The organism is Streptomyces sp. NPDC002742 (assembly GCF_042888885.1).
In the GTDB taxonomy this organism is placed as follows: Bacteria; Actinomycetota; Actinomycetes; order Streptomycetales; family Streptomycetaceae; genus Streptomyces.
Window position 1 is genome coordinate 190,449 of record NZ_JBIAQF010000005.1, and the last position, 16,107, is coordinate 206,555.

Here is a 16,107-nt window from a genome sequence, read left to right on the forward strand (position 1 = left end):
CCGTCCTCCCCAGGTCGGAACTTTGGCGCACTCGGCGGGTGAAGCCGCATATCCGCACGTACCGTCGAATGCATGACCCACATCGACGCGGGCGCCGAACTCGATCCCGTGCACCCCGTGCCCATACCCGCCTCCCGGCGGACCGAGGGGTTGTCGGCCGCCGCGGTGGCCGAGCGGGTCGCGCGCGGCGAGGTGAACGACGTCCCCGTGCGCAGCAGCCGCTCCGTGGGCGAGATCGTCCGGGCCAACGTGTTCACCCGGTTCAACGCGATCATCGGCGTGCTCTGGCTGATCATGCTGTTCGTGGCGCCGTTCCAGGACAGCCTGTTCGGCTACGTGATCATCGCCAACACCGGGATCGGGATCATCCAGGAGTGGCGGGCCAAGAAGACCCTGGACTCGCTCGCGGTCATCGGCGAGGTGAAACCGACCGTCCGCAGGGACGGGGTCGCCGCCGAGGTCCGCGCGTCGGAGATCGTCCTCGGGGATCTCATCGAGATCGGTCCCGGCGACAAGGTCGCCGTCGACGGCACCTGCGCTGAGGCCGACGGGCTGGAGATCGACGAGTCGCTGCTCACCGGTGAGGCCGACCCGGTGGTCAAGCACGTCGATGACCCGGTGATGTCGGGCAGCTTCGTGGTCGCGGGCTCCGGCGCCTTCACGGTGACCAAGGTGGGCCGGGAGGCGTACGCGGCACAGCTCGCGGAGGAGGCCTCACGGTTCACGCTGGTCCACTCCGAGCTGCGCAGCGGTATCTCCACGATCCTCAAGTACGTGACGTGGATGATGATCCCGACCGCCATCGGCCTGGTCATCAGCCAGCTCGTCGTGAAGCAGCACGGCTTCAAGGACTCCATAGCGCGGACCGTCGGCGGGATCGTCCCGATGGTCCCCGAGGGGCTGGTCCTGCTCACCTCCGTCGCCTTCGCGATCGGCGTCATCCGCCTTGGCCGAAAACAGTGCCTGGTTCAGGAACTCCCGGCCATCGAGGGCCTCGCCCGCATCGACACCGTCTGCCTCGACAAGACCGGCACCCTCACCGAGGGCGGCATGGACGTCACCGAGCTACGGCCGCTCCAGGGCGCGGACGAGTCGTATCTGCGCAGGGTCCTCGGCGCGCTCGGCGAGTCGGATCCCCGGCCGAACGCCTCGCTCCAGGCGATCATCGCCGCCTACCCGGACAGCGAGGAGTGGCGCTGCACCCAGTCGCTGCCCTTTTCCTCCGCCCGCAAGTACAGCGGCGCCGGGTTCAGCGAGGGCAACGGCGAGTCGAGCACCTGGCTGCTCGGCGCTCCCGACGTACTGCTGCCCGCCGGGGACGCGGCGCTCGCCGAGACCGAGCGGCTGAACGAGGCCGGACTGCGGGTCCTGCTGCTCGCGAGGACCACCAAGGACCTGGAGGACCCCGGCGTCGCGGAGGCCGCGCGGCCCGCCGCGCTGGTCGTCCTGGAACAGCGGCTGCGCCCGGACGCGGCCGACACCCTGCGCTACTTCGCCGACCAGGACGTCAAGGCCAAGGTCATCTCCGGCGACAACGCGGTGTCGGTGGGCGCGGTCGCCGGCAAGCTCGGGCTCACCGGCGAGGTCGTGGACGCGCGCCGGCTGCCCACCGAGCCGGCGGAATTGGCGGAGTCCCTGGAGAAGGGCACGGTCTTCGGGCGGGTCACCCCGCAGCAGAAGCGGGACATGGTCGGCGCCCTGCAGTCCAGCGGGCACACGGTGGCGATGACCGGCGACGGCGTGAACGACGTCCTGGCGCTGAAGGACGCCGACATCGGGGTGAGCATGGGCTCGGGGTCCGAGGCGACCCGCGCGGTGGCCCAGATCGTGCTGCTCAACAACAGCTTCTCGACCCTGCCCTCGGTGGTCGGGGAGGGCCGCCGGGTCATCGGGAACATCACCCGGGTCGCCACACTCTTCCTGGTGAAGACGGTCTACTCGGTCCTGCTGGCCGTCCTGGTGGTGTGCTGGCAGGTCGAATACCCCTTCCTGCCACGTCACTTGACCCTGCTGTCCACCCTGACGATCGGTATTCCGGCGTTCTTCCTCGCCCTCGCCCCCAACAAGGAGCGCGCCCAGCCCCACTTCGTACGGCGGGTGATGCGGTACTCGATCCCGGGCGGGGTCGTCGCGGGCGTGGCCACCTTCGTGACGTATCTGATCGCGCGCCACTACTACACGGGAGACGGTTCGCTGGAGGCGGAGACGAGCGCCGCGACGCTGACGCTCTTCCTGGTCTCGATGTGGGTGCTCGCGATCATCGCCCGGCCCTACACCTGGTGGCGGATCTGCCTCGTCGCCTTGATGGGCGGGGCGTTCGTGCTGGTGCTCGTGGTGCCGAAGCTGCAGCACTTCTTCGCGCTGAAGCTGGTCGGCGAGGCGATGCCGTGGGTCGCGGTGCTGATCTCGGTGGTGGCGGCGGCCGTCCTGGAGTTCCTGTGGAGGTGGGTCGACCGCCACGTTCCCGCGTAGGGGCTGCTTCAGTTCCCGCGCGGGAACTGGCCCTCGCGCGGGGGCTGCTCCAGGGAATCGCAGCGGGGCGGGGACAGCGAAGATCCCCGGCCGCCGGACCGGGGATCTTCGGTCAACTCAACTCATGTGTCACTGCACGTCGACGTAGTCACCCGTGGCGCTGACGGCCGAGGTGGTCGTGGTGCCCGCGAAGCTGTAGCGGAAGGTGCCGTCGACGGTGGCCGTCGTGGTCGTCTTCAGGTTGCCGGCGCTGTCCGTCTTGACCGTCTTCAGGGTGGTGTAGGTGCTGCTGCCCGCCTTGCGGAACTGCAGCACCACCGACTGGGTGCCGTAGCCGTAGTACTTGGCGGCGTCCCAGCTCGCGCGGGTCAGGGCGCCGGTGACCGTGATGGTCTTGCCCTTCTTGACCGGCTCCGGGGTGGCGTTGACCGTCAGCTTGGAGTAGCGCTGGACGTTCTTGGCGCCCAGGTCGCCCTGCCACTTGATGTTCTGGGTGTTGCCGGTGGCGTCGACGGCGACCGCGCCGACCTTCCAGGCGCCGGCCTCGGCGGAGGTCAGGTCGTCGTAGTCGGCGCCGGGGACCGGACGGAACTGGATCTTGGCCGTGCAGTTGAACACGGTCGAGGTGGAGACGGTGCAGGTGCCGCCCTCGTCGCCGCCGAGGATGTCGGTCGGCGCGGCCACCGAGGTGCCGCGGTAGAGCACCGGGCCGGTCTCGATGGAGCTCGCGCTGAGGCCGGAGGGGTGCGTCACCTTGTAGGTCGCGGTGACCGTGACCTGCGCGGAGGCGCCGACCACGATGTTCTTGCCACTGTTGATCACGACGTTGGAGAAGGTGACGCCGGACACCGGGTTGCCTGCGGCCTGCGCGGCCGGCACGGCGAGAGCGGAAAGGGCCAGGGCGCCGGTGACGGCGGCCACGGTGGCTCGTATGCGCATGTGGGTTCCCCAAGTGGAGAAAGGGGGTCCCGGCGGTGGTCGTTCCTCACGGCTCGTCGTCAGCGCGGGACCCAAGTGATCGGTGAGTCTGTTGACTCACGGGTGAGATTAGTGAGAGGTGCGAGTGGTTGTACGGGTGGGGTGCGGGGATCGCAGTTTTTAGGTGGGCATTGCTCGCCGATGACGAAGCGCAGAGGAACACCCTGGCCCGGCGTTCCCGGGGCCCGGCGTTCCCGGGGCCCGGCGTTCCCGGGGCCCGGCGTTCCCGAGGCCGGGCGTTCCCGAGGCCGGGCGTTCCCGGGGCCCGGCATTCCCGAGGCCGGGCGTTCCCGAGGCCCGGCATTCCCGAGGCCGGGCGTTCCCGAGGCCCGGCGTTCCCGAGGCCGGGCGTTCCCGGGGCCCGGCGTCCCCGAAGCCCGGCGTCCCCGAAGCCCGGCGTCCCCGAAGCCCGGCGTCCCCGAAGCCCGGCGTCCCCGAGGCCCGGCGTTCCCCGGGGCCGGGCGGAGCTCCTCACGGCGTTGCCCGCGTCGTCCGCGTGCCGATCCCCGGCCGAACGGCCTTCGAGGTTCGCGCCGCCCGGATCGGCCTGATCAGTCGAACCAGCGGTCCCTGGCCAGTTCCTCGGTACGGGACGGGTCCTCCAGCAGCGCCGCGACCTCGAAGCGGCGCGGCCACTGGCCCGCCGACCAGGCGAGTCCGGCGGCGACGCCCTCCAGGGTGGCGGCGTGCAGCACCCCGTCGCGGGTGCGGCGCCAGTCGAGTTCGGTGCCGTCGACCACGAGCTCCTCGTGCTCGACGTACGAGGCGGGGGTCGCGGGGCCCAGCAGGACCCGTACGGACTCCGGTACGTCGTGCTCGGTGCCCTCGGAGGTCACCTCGCCGGTGACGGACTCGCTGAGCCGCCGCACCTGGAACAGTTCGGCGAGCTCGGCGGCCCGTGCCGGCGGTACCGGCAGCAGCGGCATCCCGTCGGTGAACGCCAGCAGGTCCGGTGAGTCCACGACCACCGCGTCGGCCGCGTCCACGACCCGCACCTCGCCGTCCACGACGGCCCGCAGCTCCTCCGGCAGCGTCACCCGCTCGGGGTCGAGATCGGCCAACGCGCCGTAAAGGGCGTGAAGTTGGGCGCCGGAGACCGCACGGTCCGGGTCGGCGAGCCGGTCGAGCAGTTCGGCGGCGCCGCCGGGCTCGTCGAGCAGGGCGGCCACGGACGTACGGACGCCGAGCGCCCGCAGCACCTGTTCGTCGTCGAAGCCCGTCGCGTCGGCCTCGTCGTACAGACCGCGCAGCAGCGGATCGCCGCCGGCCGCGAGCAGACCGGCCGGCCGGCGTCCGTCGAGCACCGGATGTCCGCGCAGCCACCAGGCCGTGTACGGCCGGACGATCTCGTGGGTGCCGTCCGGCAGCAGAATGCGCACCTGCTGGGTGATGGCGTCCCGCAGCGGCGGCTGGGCGAGCAGCGCGAGGGCCTCGGGCCACCGGTCGTCGTCGACGAGGTCCAGATCCCGTACGGCGACGATCTCGGTGGCGACGGGCGGCACCGGCGAATCGGGCAGCCGGTCCAGGACGTCCTCGCACCACACGTCCACCGCGTCCAGCAGACCCGCGTCGTCGGGCTCGGCGAAGTCCGCTTCGCGCGGCTCCAGTTCGTCCGGATCGAGTACGACGTCGGTGGCACGCACCAGGGCGAAGCCGGCGAGGACACCACAGGCGGCGAGCGGCTGCTCACCCCAGCGGTCGGCCAACTCGGAGTCGACGAAGGCTAGTTCGTCCTCGCGCATGATCCGGGCGAACGGGCTGCCGGGCAGCACGAGTTCACCGGCGGGCACGAGTTCGCCCTCGTCGTCCGGCAGCGCGAGTGCGCCGAGCCAGGGCTCGTCGCCGGGTTCGAGGGCGGCGTCACGGACCAGCGCGAGAACGGTGTCCGCCAGTTCCTCGGCGTCCGGGGTGTCCTCGTCCCACGCCCCGCCCTCGTCGTCGAGCGAGGCGGCCACCGCGGCCCGTACCTGCGGGGTGGTGAGCACCGCGCGGGGCGAGGCCGGCAGAGCGCCCAGTTTCTCCAGTAGCGGGTGGGCGGCGTCCGGGTGCGCGACCTTGAGGCCGAGCCGGGCGAGGGTGTCGGGGGCCACCAGGGACCCGTCGGCGGTGGGCAGCAGGATCTGGCGGGGCCCGATGGTCGTACGGCCGTCGGCCAGCGGCACCGGCAGTCCGGACAGCCGGTCCGGGTCGACCCCGGCCAGGCTGTCGTACAGGCGGTGCCACCACTCCGGGTCCTTCTCCAGACCGGCCAGCCGGTCCACGGCCTCGGTGAGCGGAACCCGGGCGACGCCCAGCGTGCGCAGTTCCACCCGCCGCTCCAGCCCGGCGGGCAGCAGGCTGGGCAGCACCTCGGCGAGCACCCGGACGGTCTCGGCGCCCGCGCCCTCCACCACCTCGGCGTCGCGCGGCCGCAGCGAGGTGGGATTCTCGGCGGGGCTGCTCTCGGGCCAGTCCTCGGGGGTGTCGGCGGCCGGCATCCGCTCCGGCGGGGCCGCGGGCGGCAGGAACGCGGTGCGCGGCAGGCGGTCCAGGATCGCCTGGCGCAGGGCGCCGTCCAGCTCGCCCTTGCCGAGCGGGCCGGGCACCAGGTCGATGATCCCGGTGTCCACCGGGCGCCAGTCGGCGAGGAGTTCGGCGTAGGCGTCCGCCGCGCGCTCCACCAGGAAGTCGGTGAGCGGGCCGGGGGCGGCGTGGCGCCGGGTGGTGTCGAGCGGCAGGGAGGCGATCAGGAGCGCGGGTACGCCGAGGGCTTCGTCGCTCGGCGTCGGCGCGTGCACGACGGGGCTGGTCCGCGGGCGGGCCGGGGCTCCCTCGGCGTCGACCGGGACGGCCCAGGTCACGGACCAGTGCGGGCGCAGCCGCTCCTCGACCGGACGGTCGGCGAGCAGGGCGGGGTCGAGGGGGCCGTGCCGGTCGACCGTGCGGTAGCGGGTCGTGCCGTCGCGGGAGTCGTCGATGACGGCGCCGTGCTCGGCGGCGGCGCGGTGCAGGGTGCGGATCTCCGCGTCGCCGATCTCGACGACGACTTCGTCCAGGCCGGGAAGGGCCAGCAGGAGGGCGTCGTCGATGTTGCGCAGGAGGCGCTCGGCGAGATCCTCGGCGGCGGTGTCGCGCAACGGCAGGATCACGGCGGTGTCGTACGGGTCCGGGGCGGTGCCCTCGGCCGCGAACGGCAGCCGCAGCAGGGGCACATGGCCGTCCCGTCGGCGGATCTCGTCACCGAGGCCGGGGCTGTTCCCTGCGGTGTCGGCGGCGAGATCGCGGGCCTCGGCGAGCGCCCAGCGGACACCGCCGTGCCGCCCGACGACGGCGGGCTCGTCCGTGACGGCGAGGACCGCGGCGAAGCCGACACCGAAACGGCCCACGGCCGTGTCGCTCGCGTCCCGCTTCGCGGAGGCGCGCAGGGTGGCGAGCGACTCGACACCGGCCGCGTCGAGGGGGGCACCGGTGTTGGCGGCCACCAGGACGCCGTCGCGCAGGGTGAGGCGCAGGCGGCCCGGGGTGCCGGCGCGGGCCGACGCGTCGGCGGCGTTCTGGGCGAGTTCCACGACGAGCCGGTCGCGGTAGCCGCCGAGGACGAGGTCCTCCTCGGCGTTGGCGTCCTCGCGGAACCGGGCCGGGCTGGTCGCCCAGGCGTCCAGTACGCCGCGACGCAGGCGCGCCGTACCGAACGGGTCCGCACCCTCGGCAGCCGGCCGCACGAACTTACTCACGGGTTCACTCTCCCTCTCGCCTGGCGCGACCGCGAATGCAGCGCCGGGTCGCGGCATGAAGGTACCGCGCGCTCTCCTTGACTTCCGCCCCCGCCGTCCGCCACGGGCCCCGCGGGCCGCCCCCCATCCGCCACGGGCCGCCCCGTCCGCCCGTCCCTCCGTCCGCCTTGGGCCGTCGCCCCGTCCGCCACGGGCCGTCGTGGGCCGCCGCCCCGTCCGCCGTGGGCCGTCGTGGAGCGTCGTGGGCCGCCGCTCCGTCCGCCGTGGGTCGCCGCAGGTCGCCGCCCCGTCCGCCGCGGGCCGCCCGTCCGCTCCGTCCGCCTTAGGCCGTCACCCCGTCCGCCGTGGGCCATCGCAGGTCGCCGCCCCGTCCGCCGTAGGGCGTCGTGGGCCGCCGCCCCATCCGCCGCGGGCCCGCCCCCCGTCCGCCGCCGCCCGTCGTGGGCCACGCGTGGGTGCGTGGCCCCTTCCGCCGGGCCCCTGCGGGTGCGTCGCAACCTGTCCGCAACCACCCACGGGCCTACGGCCCCTCCCACGCCCACTTCGCCCTCGGGGCGAACTCCAGCCCCTCCGGCGCGCGAATCGACAGCGGGGCAAGATCCAGCCCCTCCGGCGTTTGAGGAGCGGGGTCTGGGGCGGAGCCCCAGGTACGGGAAGGGTAGGGGCGGAGGGGGCGAAAGAAGGCTGTGGCTGTGCCGGGGTGAGGTGGGACGGGTGCCGCCCGTCGGGAGAGGTGGCCTCCCTGCGCAGGGAGGCCACCTGGAAGTAGGCCGAAGGCAGGCACGGCCACACGGCGGGTGGGCCGCCAAGCCGGGACAGCCAACAGCGGGCGGGCCACCAAGCCGGGACGGCCGTCCGGCAGGCGCGCCGAAAGACAGGCACAGCCACACGGCAGCTGGGCCGCCAAGCCTGGACGGCCAACAGCGGGCGGGCCGCCAAGCGGAGACTGCCGTCCGGCACGGACGGCCGCCTCGCGGGTGGGCCACCGGGCCGGAGGAGCACCGGGCCGGAGGGCCGGGACCGTCGCCGTCTCGGAGGCTACGAGTGGCCGAGTTCCGCCGTGGACTCGTCGGGAGTCGCGGGCACGGAGCCCGAGTCGGGGGACGGACGCAGCGGGAACGGGTCCACCTGGGTCTCGTCGATCACCGGAAGCGGCGGCCGCGGAGGCGTCGGCATGACCGCGGCCTCGGAGTGCCCACCGCACCCGTACGCGAGGGACACCACACGCCCGTCCGCCGGCGAGAACTCGTTCGCGCAGACCCCGAACGCCTGTCCGAGCGATCCCCCGATGCGATTCAGGAAGCCACAGCTGACGCACGACGCGGGCGCCGCCTGCGCCATCGCCGTCTTCGGTCCGTACGACTCCTCCCAGCGGTCGGCCGCGACATGCAGCCCGTACCGGGAGAGCACCCGGGCCCGGCGGAGCCCCAGTTCCTCGGCCACGGCGGCGATGGAGCCGCGGCGCGGGGCCATCGGCAGGCTCGCGGGCGTACCCGCGGTCACCTCCGCGTCCTCCGCCTCCACCAGCTCGGCCATGTCCTCGGAGACCGCGGAGTTCGGCGCGGGCTCGTCCTCACCGGAGTAGCCCGGCTCCAGCCGGAGATCCTCGGCGTCCGTGGGCAGCAGGTCGCCGGGGCCCATGTCACCCGGGCGGAGCCGCTCGCTCCACGGCACCCACTCCGGGGCCAGCAGCGCGTCCGTGCCGGGCAGGAGCACCGTCTCGTCCAGGGTGACGAGCTTCGCCCGGGAGGCGCGGGCCACGGTCGACGCCCAGCGCCAGCCTCGGTACCCGGGTTCCTTGCACTCGAAGTAGTGCGTGACAACGCGGTCCCCCTCGGAGACCAGCCCGAGGTGCTCGCCGACGATGCCGGGATGGGCGGCTTCCTCGGCCGCCGCGCGGGCGAGGTCGACCGCCTCGGCGCACAGACGGTCCGGGGTGCGGCTTCGCGTTGTCGCTGCGCTCACAGGTATCGCTTCTCTCCTACGCCGTCTCACGGGTGCGCCATTCCTCCGGCGGGGGTGCGGACGGAGCGGACCGGTGGGCCGCGTCGACGTCCGCGCCCGATCGCACTCGGGCGCACCTACGCCATCCATTCTGCGGGATGGCCGAGAGGCGCGCGGCCGAGAACAATCGCCGCAGGCGCGTTACGCACGCTACCTTCTCCCGGCCGCTGGGCCCACACCGGCGGGCGTCTTCGGCGCTCCGCGCCGGGATCTTTGCCGCTCCGCGACACTCGGACCCGGCCGCTCCGCGGCGAAGTCCCCGGCGCTCCGCACCGACAGTCTGCCACCCGCGCTCCCGGTCCCGCCCCACCGGAAAATGATCCATCCCGGCCCCAGTCGGCCCCCGTACGCGCGGTAACCGCACTACGCACGCCGAACTCGGGGCACTATGACGGAGTGGCATCCGCAAGGTCGCCCCAGGGAGCAACCGGTATCGGTGGCGCCAAGGGGAGCAACCGGAGTGGCGGATCGGGCCGGGTAACCGGGTCCGTCCGTGCGGTGGGACGTGCCCTGCACTTCCCGGTCACGCGGACGGCGCGCGGCATCCGCAAGGCGACCCACGCGCACGGAGCGGGCGAGTCGGGCCTCGGAAAACTGATCGAACTGCACGCGGTGAACGGCGCGGGCGACGTCATGATCACGGTGGCGCTGGCGTCCACCGTGTTCTTCTCCGTGCCGACCGACGAGGCCCGCGGCAGGGTCGCCCTCTACCTCGGCATCACGATGGCGCCCTTCGCCCTCCTCGCCCCCGTGATCGGCCCGCTCCTTGACCGTCTGCCGCACGGCCGGCGGGCCGCGATGGCGGGCTCGATGCTCGCGAGGGCGATGCTCGCGCTGATGCTGGCGGGAGCCGTCGTCAGCGGAACCTTCGAGCTGTATCCCGCCGCGCTCGGCGTCCTCGTCGCCTCCAAGGCGTACGGCGTGGTCCGCAGTGCCGTCGTACCCCGCCTCCTGCCACCCACGTTCTCCCTGGTCAAAGCCAATTCCCGGGTCACTCTGGGCGGGCTCCTGGCCACCGGTGTGGCAGGGCCGATCGCCGCCGTGCTCCAGTCGCTGGGGGCCCGCTATCCGCTCTACGGCGCCTTCACGATCTTCATCGGGGGCACGTTCCTGTCGTTCTCGCTGCCCCCCAAGGTCGACTCCGCCAAGGGCGAGGACAAGGCGCTGCTCGCCGCCGACGCGGAGCATCTGCACGGCCCGCACCTGAAGAAACCGCCGCGCCCCGGACTGCGGACCGTGGGAACGGCGGTCACCCACGCGCTCGGCGCCAACGCCTCGCTGCGCTGCCTGTCCGGCTTCCTGATCTTCTTCCTCGCCTTCCTGCTGCGCCAGCAGCCGCTCAGCGGCAAGAGCGCGGCGGTCTCGCTCGGCCTGGTGGTCGTCTCGGCGGGCGTGGGCAACGCGCTCGGCACGGCCGTCGGAGCCTGGCTGAAACAGCGCGCTCCGGAGATCATCATCGTCGTGGTGGTGGCGTTCGTGCTGGCCGTCGCGATCGCGGCGGCGATCTTCTACGGCACCCTGTTCGTGGCGTGTCTCGCCGCGGTCGCCGGGTTCGCGCAGGCGCTCGCCAAGCTGTCCCTGGACGCGCTGATCCAGCGCGACGTCCCCGAACTCGTCCGGAGTTCGGCCTTCGCCCGCTCCGAGACGCTGCTCCAGATGGCCTGGGTCCTCGGCGGAGCCATCGGCATCGCGATGCCGCTCAACGGCTCGCTCGGCCTCTGCGTGGCCGCCGGGATCGTCGCCGTCGGGTGGCTGACGACCGTGCGGGGGCTGCTCTCCGTGGCCCGGCGCGGCGGGTCGGCCCGGCAGCACGTCTCCTGAGCCGCGCGGGGGCCTCACACGGCACGCCGCACCCCACGTGGGGGCACGGGTGGGCACGCCCGATAACCTTCGGCCATGACCTCCCTGCCCCGCGGCAGAGCCGCTAATGGACAACGCGCTGCGCGCCGTCGCCGCGCCGTCGCCACGGTCGGCGCCGTTTCCGCCGGACTCCTCGCCCTGTCCGCCTGTGACAAGCCGACACCGATGGCCACCGTCACGGTCGGAACGAAGTCGGTGAGCTCCGAGGCCGACTGCTACAACGACGGCAACGCCGTGAAGACCGCGGACCTGACGAGCTGCCTGCGGTCCAAGGACATCAAGTCCATCGACGTCGACCCCGACGCGACCGTGCGGTTCGGCGTGGACCCGAAGATCGCCGACAAGGGCTGGACGGTCCTGATGAACGGGCAGCAGCTCCTGCCCGAGAGCACCAAGAAGACCTACCTGACCATTCCGGGCAGCGTGTTCTTCAACCAGCAGTACGGCGCGACCGGCAACTCGACGCTCGTCTCCGTCAAGGAGGGCGACAAGACGGTCACCGGCCTGTGGTCGTTCAAGTTCAAGAAGGACTCGGACAACTGATCGCCGCCGCCGGGCCGAAGGTGCTCGTGGCCACCGCCGTCTCCGCGGAGAGGGAAGCGGTGGCCGCGGCCTCGTCCGGCACGGCGCACGAGATACGGCTTCCGGGGGCGACGCTCCACCGGCTCGGTGGGCTCGACCTGCTCGCCGCCGGGGTCGGTCCCGGCCTCGCCGCCGCCTCCGTCTCCGCCGCGCTGACCGCCGCCGCCCTGGACGGCGCGCCCTACGGCCTCGTCGTCTGCGCGGGCATCTCCGGGGGCTTCCAGCCCGGCGCGCCCGTGGGTTCGCTCGTGATCGCCGACGACATCGTCGCGGCGGACCTGGGCGCCCAGACACCGGAGGGCTTCCTCCCGGTCACCGAACTCGGCTTCGGGACCGTCAGCCATCGGCCGCCGGAATCACTCGTACGAGCGATCGCGGCCGTCACCGGCGGAGGCGTCGGAGCGGTGCTCACGGTGTCGACCGTGACCGGCAGCGCCACCCGTGCCACCGAACTGCGCACCCGGCATCCGCGGGCCCTCGCCGAGGCGATGGAGGGGTTCGGCGTCGCCGAGGCGGCCGGCGCGCACGGCGTGCCCGTACTGGAGATCCGCGCGGTGTCCAATCCCGTCGGCCCGCGTGACCGCGCCGCGTGGCGCATCGGCGACGCCCTCGCGGCCCTCACCGAGGCCTTCGGGAAGCTGGGGCCCGTCCTGGAGAGTTGGAACCCGCATGAGCGCACCCACTGAATCCGCCGAATCCCTGCGGATCGCCTATTCGCCCTGCCCCAACGACACCTTCGTGTTCGACGCCTGGGCGCACGGCCGGGTCCCCGGCGCGCCCGCGCTGGACGTGACCTTCGCCGACATCGACATCACCAACGGCATGGCCGAGCGCGGCGAGTTCGACGTGCTGAAGGTGTCGTACGCCGTGCTGCCGTACGTCCTCGACAGGTACGCGCTGCTGCCGTGCGGCGGCGCGCTGGGCCGGGGCTGCGGTCCGCTCGTACTGACGAGGGAGGCGGGCCCCGGGGGCACCTCCCCGCTCGGCCGGGGCCGGGAGCCCGGGGCACTGACGGGTCGTACCGTCGCCGTGCCGAGCGAGCGGTCGACGGCGTATCTGCTGTTCCGGCTGTGGGCGGCCGACACGGTTCCGGGCGGGGTCGGCGAGATCGTGGTCATGCCGTTCCACGAGATCATGCCCGCCGTGCGGGACGGGAAGGTCGACGCGGGGCTCGTCATCCACGAGGCGCGTTTCACGTACCAGAACTACGGGCTGCACAAGCTCGCCGACATGGGCGAGTACTGGGAGCGGACCACCGGGCTGCCGATCCCGCTGGGCGCGATCATCGCGAGGCGTTCACTGGGTGCGGAGGGGCTCCGGGCGCTCGCCGACGCCGCCCGCGCCTCGGTCCGCGCCGCCTGGGACGACCCCGGGGCCTCCCGCGGCTACGTCCTGGAGCACGCCCAGGAAATGGACCCGGGCGTCGCGGACCAGCACATCGGCCTGTACGTCAACGAGTTCACGGCCGGTCTGGGCGAGGACGGATACGCGGCGGTCCGCGGACTGCTCACGCGCGCGGCGGCCGAGGGACTGGTGCCGCCCCTCGGCCCGAACGCGCTGGACTTCCCCTGATCCCTCTCCCGGACCCTTCGGACTCTCCTCAGCCCCTGGCCGGGGGGCGCTCACGGCTGGTCATACGTCGAGCTGGTCGGCGACCGCGCGCAGCAGGCCCGCGATCTTCTTGCCGGAGGCCTTGTCGGGGTAGCGGCCCTTCTCCAGGGAAGGCGTGATGTTCTCGAGGAGGGTCGTCAGGTCCTGGACGATGGAGGCCAGTTCGTCCGGCTTGCGGCGCTGGGCCGCCGCGACCGAGGGGGCCGGCTCCAGAAGGGTCACCGAGAGCGCCTGATCGCCGCGCTGACCGGCGACGACGCCGAACTCGACACGCTGGCCGGGCTTGAGGGCGTCCACTCCGGCGGGCAGGACCGAGGAATGGACGAAGACGTCGCCGCCGTCGTCACGGGAGAGAAAGCCGAAGCCCTTCTCGGAATTGAACCACTTGACTTTGCCGGTGGGCACGTCTGTCCTCGTCCTCGTACTCGTCGGAAACTTCTCTGGAACGGCTCGGGCGGCCGCGGGGGCAACTGCCCGTAAAACGCCTCTGGATAGCACTAGAGCGGGTCAGCCGACCCGCCGGTACCAAGGCTAATGGTCCGTCGGCTCGTGACAAGACGTCGCTGGATTGTTCCTTCGCGCAGGGAACTACCCTGGTCCGGTGCGTGACAAAACCCAAACGAATTCCCCCGAAGCCGGTGACCGGCTGATCCGTGCCGGTGCCATCGTGTTCTTCATCGGAGCGTTGGCCACACTGGTCACCGTGGCACCGCTGCTGCTCGGCACGAAACCTTTTCCGTTCTACATGTTCGGCTTGAGCATGCTCATGGGCATCGGATTCCTGCTGGCCGCCGCGGGTGTGCTCCAGTCCGCCGCGCAGGGACGCCGCCGGGCCCGCGCCGCCCGTTCCTGACGGCGGCCGTTTCCGACGCGTTCCTGACGGCGGGGGTTGCCGACGCGTTCCTGACGCGGCCGTTCCGGTGGACCGGTCGCGGCTCCGCCGTGCCCTCGGCGTGCCCCCGGCGGACCATCAGCGGTGGTTCTCCAGCCACGCCGGGAACTCCGTGAGATCGCCGAGGACGACATCCGCTCCCGCCGCGCGCAGTTCCTCGGCGTCGCACGGCCCGGTCGCCACCGCCACGGCGTACGCCCGCGCCGTGTGCGCGCCGCGTACGTCGCCGGTGTGGTCGCCGACGTAGACGCTCGCGCCGTGCTCGCGCAGCGCCACCGCCTTCTGCTCGGCCCACAGGTTCCCGACGAGTTCGTCCGCGTCGATGCCCAGGTGGTCCAGGTGCAGCCTGGCGTTGGGCTCCCACTTCGCGGTGACGACGACCGTGCGACCGCCCGCCGCGCGCACCGCCGCGACGGCCTCGCGCGCGCCGGGCATCGCGAGCGTGCCGGTGATCGCGTGCGTGGGGTACATCCCGCGGTAGAGGTCGGCCATCGCCTGGACCTCCCCGGCCGGGAACCAGTTGGCGAGTTCCTCCTCCAGCGGTGGACCGAGCCGCGTGACCACGAGATCCGAGTCGATGTACGTCCCGGTCCGCGCCGACATCGCCTCGTAGCAGGCGTGGATCCCGGGACGGGAGTCGATCAGGGTCATATCGAGGTCGAAGCCGACGGTCAGCGCGGTGGAAGTCATATGGGTCATTGTGCCCAGGGGAACGGGTGCACGGCCCAGGTATTCTCCGGGGCTCCGGTCCATGCCTTTGCCCTTTCGAGCACCGGGCGTCAGCGGCGGCGCTGAGCGTCGGCAGCCCCCTGAGCGTCAGCGGTCGCGCGGGGCTTCAGCGTCCGCGCTGGGAGCGCCAGACCAGGTACAGGGCCGAGGCGACCGCCGCGCCGCGGACGACCCAGGGCCAGGTCTGGGCCATCGCGTCGTTCATGTGGCCCTCGGCGATCGGGGTGCCCCAGCGGCCGTTCGTACGGCCCCAGAGCCAGACGACGCCGGCCGTGGCGGACAGGCCCGGCAGGACGAGGACGGCCCACTTCGATTCCGCGGGGCTCAGCCGGCGCGAGCCGTAGGCGATCAGCCAGCCGAGGCCGAGCGCGAACCAGTTGCCGAGGACGGCACCGGCGACGAGGAGGGCGGCGGCGAGCAGGAGCAGCGGGTTGGTGTAACCGCTCAGGCGCGGGAGGCGGCGGGGGAAGCGGCGCCTGGCGGCGGCCTCGGCGGCCGGTTCGTCCTCGGGGCCCGGTGCCGCCACCGGGTCCTTGGCCGGGTTCGCCTCCTCCTCGGCTTCGCGGTCCTTGTCCCCCGGGGGAGGCCTGAGCAGCTCGGGGATCTCCACCCCGCCGACGAACCCCGGCACGCTGTCGCCGAGCCCGAAGGGGCTGTCGGTCGAGCGCCACCAGTCCGGCCGGGTCAGGCTGTCGCCCAGTTCGTGCGCGCTCGCCAGGTGGGGCGGGGAGGGCGTGTCGGCCCCGGCGCTCCCGGCGGACCGCTCCCGCGCGGGCCGGGGGCGGGGGACGACGCGGCGCAGTCCCTTGGGGCGCTCCTCCGGTTCGGCGGCGGCGCGCTGGGCGGGCACGGCGGCCCAGGTCCGCGTACCGGCTCCGGCGCCGCTGCCGTCCGTGCCCCGTCCGGCCGCCGCGACGATCTCTTCGGGGCTGCCGAGGCGGTCGAGGATGCGGCGGACGGCGGCGGGGCTGTCGACGGTGGTCTTCGCCCGGCGGCGGTCGATCTCGCCCCGCAGCTCCGAGACCAGGCGCATCCGGGTGCCCGACGGCAACTGCCGCTGCTGGGCCAGGTCGCCGACCCGGCTCAGATAGTCGAAGACCAGCTGGTCGCTCTCGATCCCCACGAAGTCCCCTCCGGGGCCGGTGCGTTGGATACCCCGCGGTGACGAAGGTACCGGCTTTTCCGTGTCCGGGAGCGACCCGCCCGGGGCTCGGGCAGCCGTACGACGTCCTCCGGACGCCGGGCAGTGGAGCAGACCTGCGGACG

12 protein-coding genes are annotated in these 16,107 nt (G+C 73.0%); 6 read left to right on the forward strand and 6 right to left on the reverse strand.

Going from position 1 to position 16,107, the window contains the following annotated elements; genetic code table 11:
• Window positions 1-72: 72 nt before the first annotated feature.
• Complete coding sequence (locus tag ACFYW8_RS10250) at window positions 73-2,472, forward strand: cation-translocating P-type ATPase (RefSeq protein ID WP_389070146.1); 2,400 nt, start codon at window positions 73-75, stop codon at window positions 2,470-2,472.
• Between the two features lie 129 nt (window positions 2,473-2,601).
• Here the strand turns inward: ACFYW8_RS10250 and ACFYW8_RS10255 are convergent, their stop codons facing one another.
• From ACFYW8_RS10255 to ACFYW8_RS10265, 3 genes are all read right to left on the reverse strand, one after another.
• Complete coding sequence (locus ACFYW8_RS10255; protein ID WP_389070150.1) at window positions 2,602-3,411, reverse strand: hypothetical protein; 810 nt, start codon at window positions 3,409-3,411, stop codon at window positions 2,602-2,604.
• A gap of 590 nt (window positions 3,412-4,001) precedes the next feature.
• Window positions 4,002-7,163: a sacsin N-terminal ATP-binding-like domain-containing protein gene (locus ACFYW8_RS10260; RefSeq protein ID WP_389070154.1), complete on the reverse strand. Its 3,162-nt coding sequence runs from the start codon at window positions 7,161-7,163 to the stop codon at window positions 4,002-4,004.
• A gap of 1,038 nt (window positions 7,164-8,201) precedes the next feature.
• On the reverse strand, window positions 8,202-9,128 hold the full coding sequence (locus ACFYW8_RS10265; protein WP_365871490.1) for a DUF3027 domain-containing protein: 927 nt from the start codon (window positions 9,126-9,128) through the stop codon (window positions 8,202-8,204).
• Between the two features lie 435 nt (window positions 9,129-9,563).
• Between ACFYW8_RS10265 and ACFYW8_RS10270 the strand changes: the two genes are divergently transcribed.
• The 4 genes from ACFYW8_RS10270 (at window position 9,564) to ACFYW8_RS10285 (ending at window position 13,181) form a co-directional block, all read left to right on the forward strand.
• Complete coding sequence (locus ACFYW8_RS10270; protein WP_389070159.1) at window positions 9,564-10,988, forward strand: MFS transporter; 1,425 nt, start codon at window positions 9,564-9,566, stop codon at window positions 10,986-10,988.
• A 75-nt stretch (window positions 10,989-11,063) separates the two neighbouring features.
• Window positions 11,064-11,570: a DUF2771 domain-containing protein gene (locus ACFYW8_RS10275; RefSeq protein ID WP_365871486.1), complete on the forward strand. Its 507-nt coding sequence runs from the start codon at window positions 11,064-11,066 to the stop codon at window positions 11,568-11,570.
• A 26-nt stretch (window positions 11,571-11,596) separates the two neighbouring features.
• Window positions 11,597-12,295 carry a futalosine hydrolase gene (locus ACFYW8_RS10280; RefSeq protein ID WP_389071128.1) on the forward strand — a complete coding sequence of 233 codons (699 nt, stop codon included), beginning with the start codon at window positions 11,597-11,599 and terminating at the stop codon, window positions 12,293-12,295.
• The gene (locus tag ACFYW8_RS10285; RefSeq protein WP_389070166.1) at window positions 12,279-13,181 is read left to right on the forward strand and encodes a 1,4-dihydroxy-6-naphthoate synthase; all 903 of its coding nucleotides are present in this window, start codon (window positions 12,279-12,281) and stop codon (window positions 13,179-13,181) included. Before ACFYW8_RS10280 ends, ACFYW8_RS10285 begins: the two co-directional genes overlap by 17 nt.
• A gap of 60 nt (window positions 13,182-13,241) precedes the next feature.
• On the opposite strand, the gene ACFYW8_RS10290 is transcribed toward ACFYW8_RS10285, so the two are convergent.
• The gene (locus ACFYW8_RS10290) at window positions 13,242-13,625 is read right to left on the reverse strand and encodes a cold-shock protein (protein ID WP_328554862.1); all 384 of its coding nucleotides are present in this window, start codon (window positions 13,623-13,625) and stop codon (window positions 13,242-13,244) included.
• Between the two features lie 196 nt (window positions 13,626-13,821).
• Here ACFYW8_RS10290 and ACFYW8_RS10295 point away from each other — a divergent pair, with 196 nt between their 5' ends.
• Window positions 13,822-14,073 (forward strand): hypothetical protein, encoded by a 252-nt coding sequence (locus tag ACFYW8_RS10295; RefSeq protein WP_365871480.1) that lies wholly within the window; start codon window positions 13,822-13,824, stop codon window positions 14,071-14,073.
• 117 nt (window positions 14,074-14,190) lie between these two features.
• Here ACFYW8_RS10295 and ACFYW8_RS10300 read toward each other — a convergent pair whose 3' ends face one another.
• Together ACFYW8_RS10300 and ACFYW8_RS10305 are read right to left on the reverse strand one after the other, a co-directional pair.
• The gene (locus tag ACFYW8_RS10300; RefSeq protein ID WP_389070174.1) at window positions 14,191-14,802 is read right to left on the reverse strand and encodes an HAD family hydrolase; all 612 of its coding nucleotides are present in this window, start codon (window positions 14,800-14,802) and stop codon (window positions 14,191-14,193) included.
• A 145-nt stretch (window positions 14,803-14,947) separates the two neighbouring features.
• Window positions 14,948-15,964: a hypothetical protein gene (locus ACFYW8_RS10305; protein ID WP_389070178.1), complete on the reverse strand. Its 1,017-nt coding sequence runs from the start codon at window positions 15,962-15,964 to the stop codon at window positions 14,948-14,950.
• Window positions 15,965-16,107: the final 143 nt, after the last annotated feature.

Excerpts from the sequence above, each read along its gene's own strand:
- ACFYW8_RS10250 (WP_389070146.1), top strand. The coding sequence starts at position 73 with ATGACCCACATCGACGCGGGCGCCGAACTCGATCCCGTGCACCCCGTG.
- ACFYW8_RS10255 (WP_389070150.1), bottom strand. The coding sequence starts at position 3,411 with ATGCGCATACGAGCCACCGTGGCCGCCGTCACCGGCGCCCTGGCCCTT.
- ACFYW8_RS10275 (WP_365871486.1), top strand. The coding sequence starts at position 11,064 with ATGACCTCCCTGCCCCGCGGCAGAGCCGCTAATGGACAACGCGCTGCG.
- ACFYW8_RS10285 (WP_389070166.1), top strand. The coding sequence starts at position 12,279 with ATGAGCGCACCCACTGAATCCGCCGAATCCCTGCGGATCGCCTATTCG.
- ACFYW8_RS10300 (WP_389070174.1), bottom strand. The coding sequence starts at position 14,802 with ATGACTTCCACCGCGCTGACCGTCGGCTTCGACCTCGATATGACCCTG.